Genomic DNA, 15,519 nt, shown 5'->3' with positions numbered 1-15,519 from the left:
AAAACGGCCGCAAGCGGCCGTTTGAACGCCAATGGGCGGGTTACTTTTTCTCGTGTTCCTGCGGAAACACCAGGTTCAGCACGATGGCGGTAATGCCGCCGGCGGCGATGCCGGAAGAGAGCAGGGTTTTCAGCCAGTCCGGCGCGAACTGCAGGATCAGCGGCTGCTGGGAGACGCCCATGCCGACGGCCAGCGACAGCGCCATGATCATGATGGCGCGGCGGTTCAGGCGCTCGCGCGACACGATGCGCACGCCGGAGGCGGCGATGGTGCCGAACATCACGATGGTCGCGCCGCCCAGTACCGGCTCGGGGATGTGCTGCACGAAGCCGGCCACCGCCGGGAACAGCCCCAGCGCGATCAGCATCAGCGCCACCACGAAGCCGACATAGCGGCTGGCGACGCCGGTCAGCTGGATCACGCCGTTGTTCTGGCCGAAGCAGGAGTTGGGGAAGGTGTTGAACACCGCCGACAGCATCGAGTTCAGGCCGTTGGCCAGTACGCCGCCCTTCAGGCGCTTCATGTACAGCGGCCCGCTGACAGGCTGTTCGGAGACGTCGGAAGTGGCGGTGATGTCGCCGATGGTTTCCAGCGAAGTGACCATAAAGATCAGCATCAGCGGCAGCAGCAGGTTCCAGTCGAAGCCCAGGCCGTAATAGAGCGGCGTGGGGATGGTGATCGCCGCCGTTGGAGCTGCCGGTGCGTCGGCGGGCAGCATGTCCATCGCCCAGGCCAACAGATAGCCGACCGCCATGGCGATCACCAGCGAAGCGACGCGCAGGTAAGGGTTGCGCTGGCGGTTCAGCAGGATGATGACCGCCAGCACCGCGCCGGCCAGCAGCAGGTTTTTCGGTGAGCCGAAGCTGTGATCGTTCATCGCGGCATAACCGCCGCCGATCGAGGTCAGACCGACCTGAATCAGCGACAGGCCAATGATCATCACCACGATGCCGGAAACCAGCGGGGTGATGATGCGGCGCGCCAGATGCAGCACGCGCGACAGTAAAATTTCGGTGCAAGAAGCGACCATCAGGGTGCCGAACAGCGCGGCCATCATGGTCGGCACGTCGGCGCCGCCGTTTTTCAGCGCCAGACCGCCCATGATCAGCGGCGAAACGAAATTGAAGCTGGTGCCCTGAATCGACAACAGCCCGGAACCCACCGGTCCCCAGGTTTTGATTTGCAGAATGGAAGCCAGACCGGAGGCGAACAGCGACATGCTGATGATGTGCTGGGTATCCTGTGCCGGCAGGCCCAGCGCCTGGCAGATCAGCAGAGCCGGTGTGATCACCGCGACGAACATCGCCAGCAGATGCTGGCCGGCGGCAAACAGCGTTTGCGGCAGCGGCGGGCGATCTTCCAGGCGATAAATCAGTTCACTGGCGCGGGGTTCTGAGGCGGCTTGGCGCGCGGCATCAAGCTCGGAGGATGACATGCTCATGGTGTGGCGTTTCCAGATACGGCAAAGCAGGCATTTTAATGCCCCGCCCCGCAAAAGCAAACGGTTGCGCGCAAATATTATGTTGCCGACTTTCTCGTTTATGTCGCATTTTCATTCATTTTTTCTTGTCATCTCAGCGTTTTTTACTTCTAATCCTGCACTCATCAAGTTTAAAAACTAAGTGGTTTTCTATAACTTATTATTTTTATTTGGATCTTTTCCCTTACATGGAGTACCTGGATGTTTCATCTTGATACTTATGGCACGTTAGTCGCGGCGACGCTGGTTTTGCTTCTCGGAGGCAAGTGCGTCAGAAGCATTCCCCTGCTGCGAAAATATACCATTCCCGCTCCCGTCGCCGGCGGTTTGCTGGTGGCCCTCCTGCTGTTAGCCCTGAAAAAGTTCGCCAACTGGGAAATCAGCTTTGACATGTCGCTGAAGGATCCGCTGATGCTGGCCTTCTTCGCCACCATCGGCCTGAACGCCAACCTGGCGCGGTTGCGCGCCGGCGGCAAGGCGCTGATGGTATTCCTGTTCGTGGTGCTGGGGCTGCTGCTGGTGCAGAACGCCATCGGCATCGGCATGGCGAAAATGCTGGGGTTGGATCCGCTGATGGGCCTGATCGCCGGGTCGATAACCCTGTCGGGCGGCCACGGCACCGGGGCGGCCTGGAGCAAGCTGTTCATCGAGCGCTACGGCTTTGAAAACGCGACGGAAGTCGCCATGGCCTGCGCCACCTTCGGCCTGGTGCTGGGCGGCCTGATCGGCGGCCCGGTGGCGCGCTATCTGGTCAAACACTCCTCTACGCCGGAAGGCACCCCGGAAGACAGCGTGCAGCCGAGCGGTTTCGAGAAGCCGGAAAGCGGCCGCCTGATCACCTCGCTGGTGATGATCGAAACCATCGCCATGATCGCCATCTGTCTGAGCCTGGGGCAGCTGATTGCCGGCCTGCTGAACGGTACGGTGTTTGAGCTGCCTAACTTCGTTTGCGTGCTGTTCGTCGGGGTGATCCTCAGCAACACCCTGGCCTTCACCGGTTTCTATACCGTGTTCGAACGGGCGGTATCGGTGCTGGGTAATGTCAGCCTGTCGCTGTTCCTGGCGATGGCGTTGATGAGCCTGCGCCTTTGGGAGCTGGCTTCGCTGGCGTTGCCGATGCTGGCGATCCTGGCGGTGCAGACGCTGGTGATGGCGCTGTACGCGATCTTTGTTACTTACCGGGTGATGGGCAAGAACTACGACGCGGCGGTGCTGGCCGCCGGCCACTGCGGCTTCGGCATGGGCGCCACGCCGACGGCGATCGCCAACATGCAGGCGATCACCGATCGCTTCGGCCCGTCGCATCTGGCGTTTCTGGTGGTGCCGATGGTGGGGGCGTTCTTTATCGATATCGCCAACGCCATCGTCATCAAGCTGTATCTGCTGCTGCCGGTGTTCCCGGCGGTGGGGTGATATCGCGAGTCATCACGAAAAGGGCGCCGCAGGCGCCCTTTTTTATGCGTTGGAGTAGCGCGCCTTCTCCGGCAGCCAGCGTTCGATCAGCGCCTGGGCGTGTTCCGGATAGTGCTGATGGAGATGGCGAGCGACGCGCTGCACTTCGGGGATCATCGCCTGGTCGCGCAGCAGATCCGCCACCTTGAATTCGGCGCTGCCGGTCTGGCGGGTGCCCAGCAGCTCGCCCGGGCCGCGGATCTCCAGATCGCGCTGCGCGATGACGAAGCCGTCGTTGCTGTCGCGCAGCACTTGCAGGCGCGTTTGCGCGGTTTTGCTCAGCGGCGTTTTGTACAGCAACACGCAGTGTGAGGCCACGGCGCCGCGCCCTACGCGGCCGCGCAGCTGGTGCAGTTGCGCCAGGCCCAGCCGTTCCGGGTTTTCGATGATCATCAGGCTGGCGTTCGGCACGTCGACGCCGACTTCGATCACCGTGGTGGCGACCAACAGCTGCAGCTCGCCCTGTTTAAACGCCTGCATCACCGCCTGCTTTTCCTGCGCTTTCATGCGGCCGTGCACCAGCGCCACCTTCAGCTCCGGCAGCGCGGCTTTCAATTCTTCCCAGGTGGCTTCCGCCGCCTGAGCTTCCAGCAGCTCGGACTCTTCGATCAGCGTGCACACCCAGTAAGCCTGTCGCCCCTCTTCCAGACAGGCGCTTTTCACCCGCTGAATGATGTCGGCGCGGCGGGTATCGGGAATGGCGACGGTGGTCACCGGCGTACGGCCCGGCGGCAGCTCGTCGATGACCGAGGTATCGAGATCGGCGTAGGCGGTCATCGCCAGCGTGCGCGGGATCGGCGTGGCGGTCATGATCAGCTGATGGGCGTGGAAGCCTTGCTCTTCGCCTTTCTCCCACAGCGCCAGCCGCTGATGCACCCCGAAGCGGTGCTGCTCATCGATGATCACCAGCGCCAGGCCGTTGAACTGCACCTGCTCCTGGAAGATGGCGTGGGTGCCGACCACCATCGACACCTGGCCGCTGGCGATGGCCTCCTGCTGTGCAATGCGCGCCTTGCCTTTCTGCTTGCCGGCCAGCCAGCCGACTTCCAACCCCAGCGGTTCGAACCACTGGCGGAAGTTGTTGGCATGCTGTTCGGCCAGCAGCTCGGTCGGCGCCATCAGCGCCACCTGCTTGCCGTGCGCGATGGCGCGAAGCGCCGCCAGCGCCGCCACCAGCGTTTTGCCGGAGCCGACGTCGCCCTGCACCAGCCGCATCATCGGGAAGTCTTTTTGCATATCGGCTTCGATGTCGGCCACCACGCGCGTTTGCGCGCCGGTCGGCGAGAACGGCAACTGGGCGAGAAAACGGTTTTTCAGCCGATCGTCCGGCAGCAGCGGCTGCGCATGATAGCTCTGCGCGCCGGCGCGCACCGCCAGCATGCTGAGGTTATGCGCCAGCAGCTCTTCGAGGATCAGACGCTTTTGTGCCGGGTGTTTGCCCAGCTCCAGATCCGCCAGCTGGATGTCCGGCGGCGGGCGGTGCAGGGTGTGCAGCGCCTGCGGCAGGCTCATCAGGCCGCCGCTTAGCTCCGGCGGCAGCAGCTCGGCGATGGCGCAGGTATCCAGCAGCGCCAGCGCCTGATCGGTCAGCTTGCGCAGCGTGGCCTGCCGCACCCCTTCGGTGGTGGGGTAAACCGGCGTTAGCGACTCCTGCAGCTCAACCTCGCTGGTTTCGCCCTGAATACGGTATTCCGGATGGATGATCTCCGCGCCGTGGTTGCCGCGTTTGATCTCGCCGTAGGCGGTCACGCGGCGGCCGGTGGCCAGGCTGTTTTTCATTGCGGCGTTGAAGTTGAAGAACCGCATGGTGAGGATGCCGGTGCCGTCGCTGATCTGGCAGGTCAGCATGCGGCGGCGGCCGAAGCTGATGTCGCTGCGCAGCACTTCCCCTTCTACCGTGGCGTAGATGCCCGGCAGCAGATCGTTGATCGGGTAGAGNGTGCGGTCTTCGTAGCGCAGCGGCAGGTGCAGCAGCAGATCCTGAATGGTGTCGAGGCCAAGCTTGGCCAGTTTGCCCGCCTGGCTGGCGCCAACCCCGGAAAGCGTGGTGAGTGGGACAGCATCCAGCAGGCGGCCTTTCATTTGCGCACCGTCGCCTGCATGGCCGCCCACCATTCGGCGCTGGCGACCACCTGGCCCTGTTCGTCGATCTGCGGACGCGGTAGCCCCTTGCGCTTGGCCACGTTGGCCAGCACCGGATAGCCGCCTTCGAACAGCAGACGCTGCTGCTCTTCTTCGTCCAGCATGCTGTTGTCGCGGCGATACAGACCGGCGTTCTGCCGCTGGCGCTGCGCCTCATACAGGATCAGCGCGGAGGCCACGGAGACGTTGAGCGATTGCACCATGCCGATCATCGGAATGACGATGTCTTGATCGGCCAGCGCCAGCGCTTCTTCGGTGATGCCGGTTTTTTCCTGGCCGAGCAGCACGCAGGTTGGCCGGGTGTAGTCCACCTCGCGGAAATCGACCGCGCGCGCAGACAGGTTGGTGGCCAGAATTTGCATGCCCTGCGCTTTCAGGTGACCGACCGCGTCGCCGATGGTGGGATGGGTTTTAACGCTGACCCAGCTGTTGCTGCCGGCGGCGGAGGAAACCAGGGTGCGCATGCGGGTGGTGGGCCACACGGCGTGGACCTGATGCACGCCGACGGCGTCGGCGGTGCGGATAATGGCGGAGACGTTATGCGGCTTGTGCACCTGCTCCAGGCAGACCGTCAGATCCGGCTGCCGGGTCGCAAGCATTTCACAAATCCGCGCATAGCGTTCAGGACTCATAAGCGCTAGTTTCGGTTGCGGTTAACTTTGATCACATCCGGCATGATACGGATTTTACGCATAATGTTTGCCAAATGGATGCGATCGCGGGTGGTCAAGCGGATAAAGGCGCTATAAACCCGACCGTCTTTCTCTTCGGTGTTCAGGCTCTGAATATTGGACTCGGCCGCGTTGATCGCCGCCGTCAGGTTGGCCAGCGCGCCCTGGTGGTTAAACATATCCACCTTGATCTCGGCGATGAACTCCTGCTCGGTCTCTTTATCCCACTCAACCGCCATGAACTTCTCAGGCTCTTTCTGATAGCCGCGAATATTGCGGCAAGATTCATGGTGGATCACCAGCCCTTTGCCCGGACTGACGTGAGCGATAATAGGGTCGCCCGGAATCGGACGGCAGCACTTGGCGAAGGTGATCAACACGCCGTCGGCGCCCTTGATGGCCAGGTTGCGCACGCCGGAGGTGGTGCCCAGGCTGGACTGATCGCCCTGCAGGTTCTTCGCCACCACCACGCTCATGGCGTTGCCCAGGCCGATTTCCGCCAGCAGATCGTCCAGCGTCGCCAGCTTCATGCGGTCCAGCTCGTGCTGAATGTTTTCCTGCGGAATTTCGGCCAGCTTGCGGCTGCCGCCCAGCGCATGGTTGAGCAGACGGCGGCCGAGGCCGACGGAGTCGTCGCGCTTGAGGTTCTTCAGCATCTGGCGAATTTTGGCGCGCGCTTTCGAGCTGACCACGAAGTTCAACCAGGCGGCGTTGGGCCGCGCGCCCGGCGCGGTGATGATCTCGACGGTCTGGCCGCTGGTCAGCGACTGCGACAGCGGGTACGGCTGACGATCGACGCGCGCGCCGACGCAGGCATGGCCGATATCGGTATGCACCGCATAGGCGAAGTCGACCGGCGTGGCGCCGGCGGGCAGCTCGACGATGCGGCCTTCCGGGGTGAAAACGTAAATCTCATCCGGGAACAGATCGGATTTGACGCTCTCGATAAATTCAAACGAACTGCCGGCGCTTTGCTGCAGCTCCAGCAGGCTTTGCATCCAGCGCTGGGCGCGGATCTGCGCCGTAGTGCCGGTTTCGCCCTGTTCTCTTTCCTTGTAAGCCCAGTGCGCGGCCACCCCCATCTCAGCCATCTGGTCCATGTCTTCGGTGCGGATCTGCACTTCGACCGGCACGCCGTGCGGGCCGATCAGCGAGGTATGCAGCGATTGATAGCCGTTGGCCTTGGGAATGGCGATGTAATCTTTCACCCGCCCCGGGCGCGGTTTATACAGGCTGTGCACCTGGCCGAGCACGCGGTAGCAGGTATCGACCTCTTTGACGATCACCCGGAACGCGTAGATATCCATGATGGAATGGAAACGCTGTTCTTTCAGGTGCATCTTGAGGTAGATGGAGTAAAGGTGTTTTTCCCTTCCGCTGACGCGGCAGGCGATGCCGGCCTCGGTCAGCCGCCCTTCGATCTCGGAGAGGATTTTTTGAATCATCTCTTTGCGATTGCCGCGCGCCGCTTTCACCACTTCCTTGATCACGCGATAGCGGTTTGGGTACAGCGCCTCGAAGCCCAGCTCTTCCAGCTCGGTTTTCAGGTGATGAATACCCAGACGGTGGGCGAGGGGGCTGTAGATTTCCAGGGTTTCACGCGCGATGCGCCGGCGTTTGTCGGGGCGCAGCGAACCGAGGGTGCGCATGTTGTGCGTACGGTCGGCCAGCTTGATCAGCACGACGCGGATATCCTGCACCATCGCCATGATCATCTTGCGGAAGTTTTCCGCCTGCGCTTCTTTCTTGTCCTGGAACTTCAGTTTGTCGAGCTTGGAGACGCCCTCAACCAGTTCGGCGACGCTCTTGCCGAACAGCTGTTCCATATCTTGATAGGTGGCCGGGGTGTCTTCGATGACGTCGTGCAACAACGCCGCCATCAGCGTCTCGTGGTCGAGACGCATTTCCGCCAGGATGCAGGCCACGGCGACCGGGTGAGTAATGTAGGGCTCACCGCTGGAGCGTGTCTGGCCCTCGTGCGCGTCGCGCGCGACGAGGTATGCCTGTTTGAGGCGCTTAATCTGCTCCTCGGGCAGGTAACGTTGAATCAGCAGATTCAGGCTTTCAAACAGGTACAAGGCGGACTCGCTGTCTAATTAACGACGACCTTCAGCAATCGCGGTAACCGCTTGAATCTCTGCGGCTTCCTGCTCTTGCTGCTCCTGGCGCTCACGCACGTCGAGGATCTGGCTGGTGATCAGGCCTTCTTCGATTTCGCGCAGGGCGATAACGGTGTACTTGTCGTTCTCTTCCGGAACCAGTGCATCTTTGCCGCCGGTCTGGATCTGACGCGCCCGACGAGCAGCGACCAACACCAGGTCAAAACGGTTACCAATTTTCTCTACAGCGTCTTGAACAGTTACGCGTGCCATATTTGTGCTACTCCACAGGTGACGAAAAGACTGGGCATGATACTGAAACTGCCTTCAGTCTGCCAATAGTTTGCTGATTAAAGCGTCATGCCGCAGCAACTGGCGGCCCAAACGCAGGCGTTCGGCGCGAATGATGGTCTTCAGATCGGACAGCGCCAGATCGAAGTCATCGTTCACGATCAGGTAATCGTACTCCGCGTAATGCGTCATTTCCGCCACGGCCTGAGCCATGCGTTTGGCGATCACCTCTTCGGAGTCCTGCCCGCGCCCCCGCAGGCGACGGCCCAGTTCCTCCTTCGACGGCGGCAGAATGAAGATGCTGCGCGCCTGCGGCATTTTGGCGCGGATTTGCTGCGCGCCCTGCCAGTCGATATCCAGAAACACGTCTACGCCGGTCGCCAACACTTGTTCGATGGCGGCGCGCGAGGTGCCGTAATAGTTGCCGAACACTTCGGCGTGCTCAAGAAACGCATCCTGCTCGATCATCCGGCGGAATTCGTCTTTCGAGACGAAGAAATAGTGCTCGCCGTGATTTTCACCCGGGCGGCTGTCGCGCGTGGTGTGCGAAACCGAAACCTGCGTGTCGTACAGCGGTTGCGTCTTTAACAAAGCCTGAATCAGACTTGATTTACCTGCGCCACTGGGAGCAGAGACAATATAAAGCGTGCCTTGAGCCATGATGATGTTCGTTGATAACGGTTGATATGCCAAAAACAGCGGATGTGTATTTTCTCCGCACAGTATACACGGCTAACGCGCCGGGTGCAGCGTTAGCTCGCATTTTGCCCGTGGCTTTGCGCGGAAAAAGCGTCGAATGAGCGAATATGCGCGCTGAAGAGCGACATTTTGGCGGTTTTGGCCCAGCGGCGGCGCGCTGCCGCCCCGGGATCAGTGATCCGGATGCTGGTAGTTGAACACCGGCAGACCGAGGCGGAAGCGCAGGGCGATCAGACGCGCGCTCAGGCCGGCGACCAGCGTGAGGATCACCACCAGATTGTGCGGCAGGCTGAGGTGCTGCAGGCCGATATACAGCCAGGCGGCGCTGAAGGAGATGCCGGCGTAGATCTCTTTCTGGAAAACCAGCGGGATACGGTTGCAGAACATATCGCGCAGCACCCCGCCGAAGACGCCGGTGATCACTGCGGCGATGGCGGCGATAATCGCGCTGTGCCCCATATCCAGCGCCACCTGGGCGCCGATGATCGAGAAAACGATCAGTCCGACGGCGTCGAGCACCAGGAACAGGCGGCGCAGATGGCGCATCAGGGGAGCCACCCAGGTGGTGACGATCGCCGCTATCGCGACGATGACGATGTATTCCGGGTGTTTGACCCAGCCCAATGGAAAATGCCCGAGCAACATATCGCGCACCGACCCGCCGCCGATTGCGGTGACAGAGGCGATGATGATCACGCCGAACATGTCCATTTGGCGGCGGCCGGCCGCCAGCGCGCCGGTCATGGCTTCGGCGGTGATGCCGATGATATAAAGGATGCTCAGTAACATAAGGGATTCACAGCGTACTTGCGTCAGAATGATGGCCGGCAGGGTAATCGCCGCCGAGGACGCGCGCCACTGAGTTTTTTTCACCGATGGCATTTCGGATTAATTTAGCTAATCCAAATTCCGTTTTTATTGCCGATAACCAGCCTTTTTTAACATCTGGATGTTGATAAAAGCATTAGAAATTTCGCGCTGGTTTCCATCGCTGACTATGCTTTTTGCAGCTAATCCTTCAACCGAGAAACCGAGACTGCTGATGAAAAACTCCCCGAGACTGGCCGCCGGCGCCGTGGTGGCCGCCCTGCTGCTGAGCGGCTGCGTGGCGCCAGGCCACCAGGCAACGTCACCCGCCCCGGTTTGCCGCACCGGTGATCCGCTGGTGCAAACAACGCTCTACTTCGGCCTGAACCGCCCTGCGGGGCCGGCGATCACCGCCGCCGAGTGGCAAACCTTCGTCGATAGCCAGGTGACGCCGCGCTTTAAAGACGGGCTGACGGTGCTTGATGCCAAAGGCCAGTGGCTGGGCCACGACGGCAAACTGGCGCGCGAGAACAGCAAGGCGCTGCTGTTGATCCATGCGCCGGGCAAAGAGAGCGAGGCGAATATCGAGGCGCTGCGCAGCGGTTATAAGCAGCAGTTTGCGCAGGATTCGGTGATGCGGGTGGATGCGCCGGTGTGCGTGGCGTTTTAAAACGAACTCCCGGCCCTGTGGCCGGGAGTGGGGATTACAGCACCAGGCCGGCGATGGCCGCCGACAACAGGCTCACCAGCGTCGAGCCGTAAACCAGCTTCAGGCCAAAACGGGAAACCACGTTGCCTTGCTGCTCGTTCAGCCCCTTGATGGCGCCGGCGACGATGCCGATGGAGGCGAAGTTGGCGAACGACACCAGGAACACCGACAGAATGCCCAACCCGCGCGGCGACAGCTCCGCCGCGATCTTCTTCAGCTCAATCATCGCCACGAATTCGTTGGCCACCAGTTTGGTCGCCATGATGCTGCCCGCCTTCAGGGCCTCCTCCGCCGGGATGCCGATCAGCCAGGCCAGCGGATAGAACACATAGCCGAGGATCTGCTGGAAGCTGATGCCAAGCACCGCGGAGAACAGCGCATTGACGGCGGAGATCAGCGCGATAAAGCCGATCAGCATCGCCGCGATGATCATCGCAATCTTGAAGCCGGCCAGAATGTACTCGCCCAGCATTTCGAAGAAGCTCTGATCTTCATGCAGTTTGTTCAGCTTCAGCTCCGGCTCGTCTTCGACCTGATACGGGTTGATGATCGACAGGATGATGAAGGTGCTGAACATATTAAGGATCAATGCCGCCACCACGTACTGCGCGTCGATCATCGACATGTAGGCGCCGACGATGGAGAGCGAAACCGTCGACATGGCGGTCGCGGCCATGGTGTACATGCGGCGCGGCGAGATGTCGCCGATGATGCCCTTGTAGGCGATGAAGTTCTCTGACTGCCCCAGCACCAGCGTGCTGACGGCGTTGAACGATTCCAGCTTGCCCATGCCGTTGACCTTGGACAGCAGGGTGCCCACCAGACGGATGATCAGCGGCAGGATGCGGAAATGCTGCAAAATGCCGATCAGGGCGGAAATAAAGATGATAGGGCACAAAACGCCGAGGAAGATAAACGCTAGGCCATCCTTGCTCATGCCGCCGAACACGAACTCCGACCCTTGGGCGGCGTAGGCGAGCAGGGTGTCGAAGAAGCCGGCGACGTGCTTGATCACGCTGAGCCCGCTGGCGGAGTGCAGGAAGAAGTAGGCCAGCGCGCCTTCGATCACTAACAGCTGGATGATATAGCGCAGGCGGATTTTCTTGCGATTATTGCTGACCAGCAGCGCCAGGGCGATGATCACCACCAGGGCCATAATAAATTGCAGAATTTGTGGCATAAACGGTCCGTACGGTTCACGGGCAGGAAAAAAACACATTTAGCCACAGCATCGCCGTCCTTTCATTACCTTGCGTGATAATTAGAACAAAATACTTATGGCATGCGGGATATCTTGCCGATTGTCATCCGCACGCGCTGCTCGGCAGTTTTTCATAAGCCCCCGAAGTGCCTTAGTGGGCTGTCTTCCATGATGCCTGCCGGCTCGCAGCCTGATGCAACCACCGTCCCGCACGTTCAGGCGCCTGGAATCTGGCTCGCAATGGGCGATTTTTCCCGGCGCAAAGCGTGGTTTTCTCGGCTAAGGCGGAGAAACATGTTTGGGCAAGGCGCCGCGACTGGCGCGCATTTTCTCAAACCAGGAGGCGAACGATGAATACCGGCACGTTGCTCAGGGCGCTGGCCAACGGCGTTAATCCCGACACCGGCGAGCTGTTGAAACCGGCTTCAGCGGCCTGCGCGCCGGAGGCTATCCGGCTGCTGTTCGCATTGGCCAGCGAGTTCGACGGCGAATCCGAACTGCAGAAAAAAGCCCGGCTGACGCCGGAGGAGAAGCGGCAGAAGAATCTGGCCGAGGGCCGGCCGGCCAATGCCTACTTCCCCTGGCCGGAAGAGGAAAAGCTGCGGCTGCGCGAGAGCCATGCGGCTGGGGCGACGCTGGAAGCGCTGAGCGATGAGTTTGAGCGCTCAACCTGGAGCATTGCGGTGCAGCTGCAGAAAATGGGGCTGATGGAGGAAGAGCAGGCGGCCGCCTATCGCTGATCTGCAGCCATAAAAAAGCCCGCTTGACGCGGGCTTGATGGCATGCGGAGCGGGATCACTCGATGTTCTGGATCTGCTCGCGCATCTGCTCGATCAGCACCTTCAGCTCGATGGCGGAGGCGGTGACGTCGGCATTGATCGACTTGGAGGCCAGGGTGTTCGATTCGCGGTTGAACTCCTGCATCATAAAGTCGAGGCGGCGGCCGACGGCTTCTTTCTTTTTCAGGATGTTGTGCGTCTCTTTCACGTGCGCTTCCAGACGATCCAGCTCTTCGGCGACGTCGATGCGCTGCGCCATCAGCACCAGCTCTTGCTCCAGGCGGGTGTTTTCCAGCTGCACCTGCGCCTCTTCCAGCTTGCTGACCAGGCGCTCGCGCTGCCATTGCAGGATGTTCGGCATCTGGGCGCGCACTTTAACCACTTCGGCGCTGACGCCGTCGAGGCGCTGTTCGATCAGCGTTTTCAGTGCGGCGCCTTCGCTTTCGCGTGCGACGATAAAGTCATCCAGCGCGCCGTCCAGCGCCTGCATCAGCTCGGCGCTGATGGCGTCCAGATCCTGCTCCTGCGCGGACATCACGCCCGGCCAGCGCAGCACGTCGATCGGGTTGATTTCCCCTTCGTCGCTCTGCATTTTCACCCAGTTGGCGGCTTCGACCAGCTGTTTGGCCAGTTTTTCGTTCAGGATCAGCGAGCTTTGCGCGCTTGGATCCAGTTCGAAACGCAGGTTGCATTCGACTTTGCCGCGGGTCAGGCGGCCACGGATACGTTCACGGATCACCGGCTCCAGGCTGCGGAATTGTTCCGGCAGGCGGATGTAGGTTTCTAAGTAGCGCTGGTTAACGGAACGCAGCTCCCAGGCTGCGCTGCCCCATTCACCCTTGATTTCACGCCGGGCGTAGGCGGTCATGCTGCGGATCATTGATGCGTACCCGTAATAGGAAAAGATGGGGCGATTATAGCGTCGCGGCTGCGGGCAGGATAGGCATTACGTCACGAAGCCCGTATAATGCGCAGCCAATAGTTGATTTGAAGCCGGAGAGAGCCCATGCGTCCTGCAGGCAGAGCACCACAGCAAGTTCGCCCCCTGACACTGACCCGTCACTATACCAAACACGCTGAAGGTTCAGTGCTGGTTGAGTTTGGCGATACCAAAGTCTTGTGCACCGCCACGGTAGAAGAGGGCGTTCCGCGCTTCCTGAAAGGCCAGGGGCAAGGTTGGATCACCGCCGAGTACGGCATGCTGCCGCGCTCCACCCACAGCCGCAACGCCCGTGAAGCCGCCAAAGGCAAACAGGGTGGCCGCACGCTGGAGATCCAGCGCCTGATCGCTCGCTCGCTGCGCGCCGCAGTGGATCTGAAAAAGCTCGGTGAATTCACCATCACCCTCGACTGCGACGTACTGCAGGCCGACGGCGGCACCCGCACCGCTTCCATCTCCGGCGCCTGCGTGGCGCTGGCCGACGCGCTGAACACGCTGGTGGCCAACGGCAAGCTGAAAGCCAATCCGATGAAGGGCATGGTGGCGGCGGTTTCCGTCGGCATCGTCAATGGCGAAGCGCTGTGCGATCTGGAGTATGTGGAAGATTCCGCGGCGGAAACCGACATGAACGTAGTGATGATGGAAGACGGCCGCATGATTGAAGTGCAGGGCACCGCCGAAGGCGAGCCGTTCAGCCACGATGAGCTGTTGGCGCTGTTGGCGTTGGCCCGAGGGGGCATCGAAACCATCTTCCAGGCGCAGAAAGCGGCGCTGGCGGACTGATTTTTCAAGGCGACTGAGAAGTCGCCTTTTTTATGCCCGGCGATCGGGCGGCAGTAATGACAAGACCCAAGCAGATTCAGACGAGGAGAAGCAGTAATGAAAGCCTATCAGCGCCAGTTTATCGAGTTCGCGCTTAACAAGCAGGTATTGAAATTCGGCGAGTTCACCCTGAAATCCGGCCGCACCAGCCCGTATTTCTTCAACGCCGGCCTGTTTAATACCGGGCGCGATCTTGCGCTGTTGGGGCGCTTCTACGCCGAAGCCCTGATGGATTCCGGCATCGATTTCGATCTGCTGTTTGGCCCGGCCTATAAAGGCATTCCTATCGCCACCACCACGGCGGTGGCGCTGGCGGAACACCATGAGCGCGATGTGCCTTACTGCTTTAACCGCAAGGAGGCCAAGACGCACGGCGAAGGCGGTTCGCTGGTGGGCAGCCCGCTGCAGGGGCGCGTGATGCTGGTGGACGATGTGATCACCGCCGGCACCGCGATCCGCGAATCGATGGAAATCATCGGCGCCAGCGGCGCTTCGCTGGCGGGCGTGCTGATCTCCCTCGACCGTCAGGAACGCGGCCGCGCGGATATCTCCGCCATTCAGGAAGTGGAGCGCGACTATCACTGCAAGGTGATTTCAATCGTCACGCTGAAGGATCTGATCGCCTATCTGGAAGAGAAACCGGAGATGGCGGACCACCTGGCGGCGGTGCGCGCTTACCGCGAGCAGTACGGGGTATAAATAACAACGCCGGGCATGCCCGGCGTGTTCGTTATTGCAGCTGTGCCGCCAACAGCGGCCAGCGGGCGTCGAATTCCTGTGTGGGGCGATAGCGGAATTCCGAACGCACATAGCGCGACAACATGCCTTCGCAGAAGGCCAGCAGCTGGCTGGCCAACAGCGTTTCATCGACGATAAAGCCTTTGCCTTCGCGCAATTTGCGCTCTTTCAGCACCTGACGCAGCTGCGCCTCGATGCGTTCGAACAGTTGGTTGATGCGGCCCTGCAGGCGATCCTGTTCAAACATCAGCGCGTGGCCTGTCATGATGCGCGTCAGCCCCGGGTTGCGTTCCGCAAAGCCCAGAATCAGCAGTAAAATCAGGCGCAGACGATTGAACGTCTCTTTCTCGTCCTGCAAGATCAGGTTGATGCGGGTGATCAGGCTGTCTTCGATAAACTCGATCAGACTGTCGAACATCCGTGTCTTGCTGGGGAAATGCCGGTACAGCGCAGCTTCAGAAACACCCACGTTTGCGGCGAGCTTGGCGGTGGTGATGCGTTGGCTGCCGTCGCTGGATTCCAGCATCTGGGCTAACGCCTGCAATATTTCCTCGCGCCTATTCCTTTTCGTATTTTCTTTTTCTGCCATGTCTGATTAGACCCTTGCTAAAACTTAACTGACGGAAACCCGGGCACCGGCCGCTGCAGAGCAGGCTCTGTGCGGCTTATGTGATAGCTTTTTTACGATG

At 60.7% G+C, this 15,519-nt stretch carries 15 protein-coding genes; 5 read left to right on the top strand and 10 right to left on the bottom strand.

Annotated features, from left to right (window positions below):
* Nucleotides 1–40: 40 nt before the first annotated feature.
* Nucleotides 41–1,441, bottom strand: a complete 1,401-nt coding sequence (locus ADK28_RS18330; RefSeq protein ID WP_019452186.1) for a nucleobase:cation symporter-2 family protein — start codon at nt 1,439–1,441, stop codon at nt 41–43.
* A gap of 240 nt (nt 1,442–1,681) precedes the next feature.
* On the opposite strand from ADK28_RS18330, the gene gltS reads away from it, so the two are divergent.
* Entirely contained in the window at nt 1,682–2,893 is a 1,212-nt protein-coding gene (gltS, locus tag ADK28_RS18325; RefSeq protein ID WP_025304708.1) for a sodium/glutamate symporter, read from the top strand.
* A gap of 42 nt (nt 2,894–2,935) precedes the next feature.
* On the opposite strand, the gene recG is transcribed toward gltS, so the two are convergent.
* The 6 genes from recG to ADK28_RS18295 form a co-directional block, all read right to left on the bottom strand.
* Complete coding sequence (gene recG / locus ADK28_RS18320) at nt 2,936–5,014, bottom strand: ATP-dependent DNA helicase RecG (RefSeq protein WP_048796323.1); 2,079 nt, start codon at nt 5,012–5,014, stop codon at nt 2,936–2,938.
* The gene (gene trmH / locus ADK28_RS18315) at nt 5,011–5,706 is read right to left on the bottom strand and encodes a tRNA (guanosine(18)-2'-O)-methyltransferase TrmH (RefSeq protein WP_033639122.1); all 696 of its coding nucleotides are present in this window, start codon (nt 5,704–5,706) and stop codon (nt 5,011–5,013) included. Before trmH ends, recG begins: the two co-directional genes overlap by 4 nt.
* Before the next feature lie 5 nt (nt 5,707–5,711).
* Nucleotides 5,712–7,823, bottom strand: coding sequence for a bifunctional GTP diphosphokinase/guanosine-3',5'-bis pyrophosphate 3'-pyrophosphohydrolase (gene spoT, locus ADK28_RS18310; RefSeq protein WP_015379445.1), 2,112 nt, complete (start codon nt 7,821–7,823; stop codon nt 5,712–5,714).
* Between the two features lie 18 nt (nt 7,824–7,841).
* Nucleotides 7,842–8,117 (bottom strand): DNA-directed RNA polymerase subunit omega, encoded by a 276-nt coding sequence (gene rpoZ, locus ADK28_RS18305; RefSeq protein ID WP_004931221.1) that lies wholly within the window; start codon nt 8,115–8,117, stop codon nt 7,842–7,844.
* Nucleotides 8,118–8,171: 54 nt separating this feature from the next.
* Nucleotides 8,172–8,795, bottom strand: a complete 624-nt coding sequence (gmk, locus tag ADK28_RS18300; RefSeq protein WP_004931218.1) for a guanylate kinase — start codon at nt 8,793–8,795, stop codon at nt 8,172–8,174.
* Between the two features lie 210 nt (nt 8,796–9,005).
* Nucleotides 9,006–9,623, bottom strand: a complete 618-nt coding sequence (locus ADK28_RS18295; RefSeq protein ID WP_025304704.1) for a trimeric intracellular cation channel family protein — start codon at nt 9,621–9,623, stop codon at nt 9,006–9,008.
* A 253-nt stretch (nt 9,624–9,876) separates the two neighbouring features.
* Between ADK28_RS18295 and ADK28_RS18290 the strand changes: the two genes are divergently transcribed.
* Nucleotides 9,877–10,311, top strand: coding sequence for a DUF3574 domain-containing protein (locus ADK28_RS18290; protein WP_048796322.1), 435 nt, complete (start codon nt 9,877–9,879; stop codon nt 10,309–10,311).
* Between the two features lie 34 nt (nt 10,312–10,345).
* On the opposite strand, the gene ADK28_RS18285 is transcribed toward ADK28_RS18290, so the two are convergent.
* A complete protein-coding gene (locus ADK28_RS18285) occupies nt 10,346–11,530 on the bottom strand; it encodes a NupC/NupG family nucleoside CNT transporter (RefSeq protein WP_004931212.1) in 1,185 nt (394 codons plus the stop codon).
* Between the two features lie 371 nt (nt 11,531–11,901).
* On the opposite strand from ADK28_RS18285, the gene ADK28_RS18280 reads away from it, so the two are divergent.
* Nucleotides 11,902–12,291 carry a hypothetical protein gene (locus tag ADK28_RS18280; RefSeq protein WP_048796321.1) on the top strand — a complete coding sequence of 130 codons (390 nt, stop codon included), beginning with the start codon at nt 11,902–11,904 and terminating at the stop codon, nt 12,289–12,291.
* Nucleotides 12,292–12,346: 55 nt separating this feature from the next.
* Here the strand turns inward: ADK28_RS18280 and ADK28_RS18275 are convergent, their stop codons facing one another.
* Nucleotides 12,347–13,210 (bottom strand): YicC/YloC family endoribonuclease, encoded by an 864-nt coding sequence (locus ADK28_RS18275; protein ID WP_015379441.1) that lies wholly within the window; start codon nt 13,208–13,210, stop codon nt 12,347–12,349.
* Between the two features lie 126 nt (nt 13,211–13,336).
* Here ADK28_RS18275 and rph point away from each other — a divergent pair, with 126 nt between their 5' ends.
* Nucleotides 13,337–14,053, top strand: a complete 717-nt coding sequence (gene rph, locus ADK28_RS18270) for a ribonuclease PH (RefSeq protein ID WP_025160305.1) — start codon at nt 13,337–13,339, stop codon at nt 14,051–14,053.
* Nucleotides 14,054–14,149: 96 nt separating this feature from the next.
* Nucleotides 14,150–14,791, top strand: a complete 642-nt coding sequence (gene pyrE, locus ADK28_RS18265) for an orotate phosphoribosyltransferase (protein ID WP_004931204.1) — start codon at nt 14,150–14,152, stop codon at nt 14,789–14,791.
* 31 nt (nt 14,792–14,822) lie between these two features.
* Here the strand turns inward: pyrE and slmA are convergent, their stop codons facing one another.
* Entirely contained in the window at nt 14,823–15,419 is a 597-nt protein-coding gene (gene slmA / locus ADK28_RS18260) for a nucleoid occlusion factor SlmA (protein WP_025304700.1), read from the bottom strand.
* Nucleotides 15,420–15,519 lie beyond the last annotated feature (100 nt).

It is taken from the genome of Serratia sp. 506_PEND, assembly GCF_001076875.1.
Lineage (GTDB): Bacteria > Pseudomonadota > Gammaproteobacteria > Enterobacterales > Enterobacteriaceae > Serratia > Serratia marcescens.
The sequence above is the reverse complement of the archived record's forward strand: the minus strand, read 5'-3'. Positions and strand labels throughout refer to the sequence as shown.

Coding starts and splice junctions, on each gene's coding strand:
- gmk (WP_004931218.1), bottom strand. CDS start 8,795: ATGGCTCAAGGCACGCTTTATATTGTCTCTGCTCCCAGTGGCGCAGGT.
- rpoZ (WP_004931221.1), bottom strand. CDS start 8,117: ATGGCACGCGTAACTGTTCAAGACGCTGTAGAGAAAATTGGTAACCGT.
- pyrE (WP_004931204.1), top strand. CDS start 14,150: ATGAAAGCCTATCAGCGCCAGTTTATCGAGTTCGCGCTTAACAAGCAG.
- ADK28_RS18285 (WP_004931212.1), bottom strand. CDS start 11,530: ATGCCACAAATTCTGCAATTTATTATGGCCCTGGTGGTGATCATCGCC.
- ADK28_RS18330 (WP_019452186.1), bottom strand. CDS start 1,441: ATGAGCATGTCATCCTCCGAGCTTGATGCCGCGCGCCAAGCCGCCTCA.
- rph (WP_025160305.1), top strand. CDS start 13,337: ATGCGTCCTGCAGGCAGAGCACCACAGCAAGTTCGCCCCCTGACACTG.
- ADK28_RS18295 (WP_025304704.1), bottom strand. CDS start 9,623: ATGTTACTGAGCATCCTTTATATCATCGGCATCACCGCCGAAGCCATG.
- slmA (WP_025304700.1), bottom strand. CDS start 15,419: ATGGCAGAAAAAGAAAATACGAAAAGGAATAGGCGCGAGGAAATATTG.
- ADK28_RS18290 (WP_048796322.1), top strand. CDS start 9,877: ATGAAAAACTCCCCGAGACTGGCCGCCGGCGCCGTGGTGGCCGCCCTG.
- ADK28_RS18280 (WP_048796321.1), top strand. CDS start 11,902: ATGAATACCGGCACGTTGCTCAGGGCGCTGGCCAACGGCGTTAATCCC.
- ADK28_RS18275 (WP_015379441.1), bottom strand. CDS start 13,210: ATGATCCGCAGCATGACCGCCTACGCCCGGCGTGAAATCAAGGGTGAA.
- gltS (WP_025304708.1), top strand. CDS start 1,682: ATGTTTCATCTTGATACTTATGGCACGTTAGTCGCGGCGACGCTGGTT.
- trmH (WP_033639122.1), bottom strand. CDS start 5,706: ATGAGTCCTGAACGCTATGCGCGGATTTGTGAAATGCTTGCGACCCGG.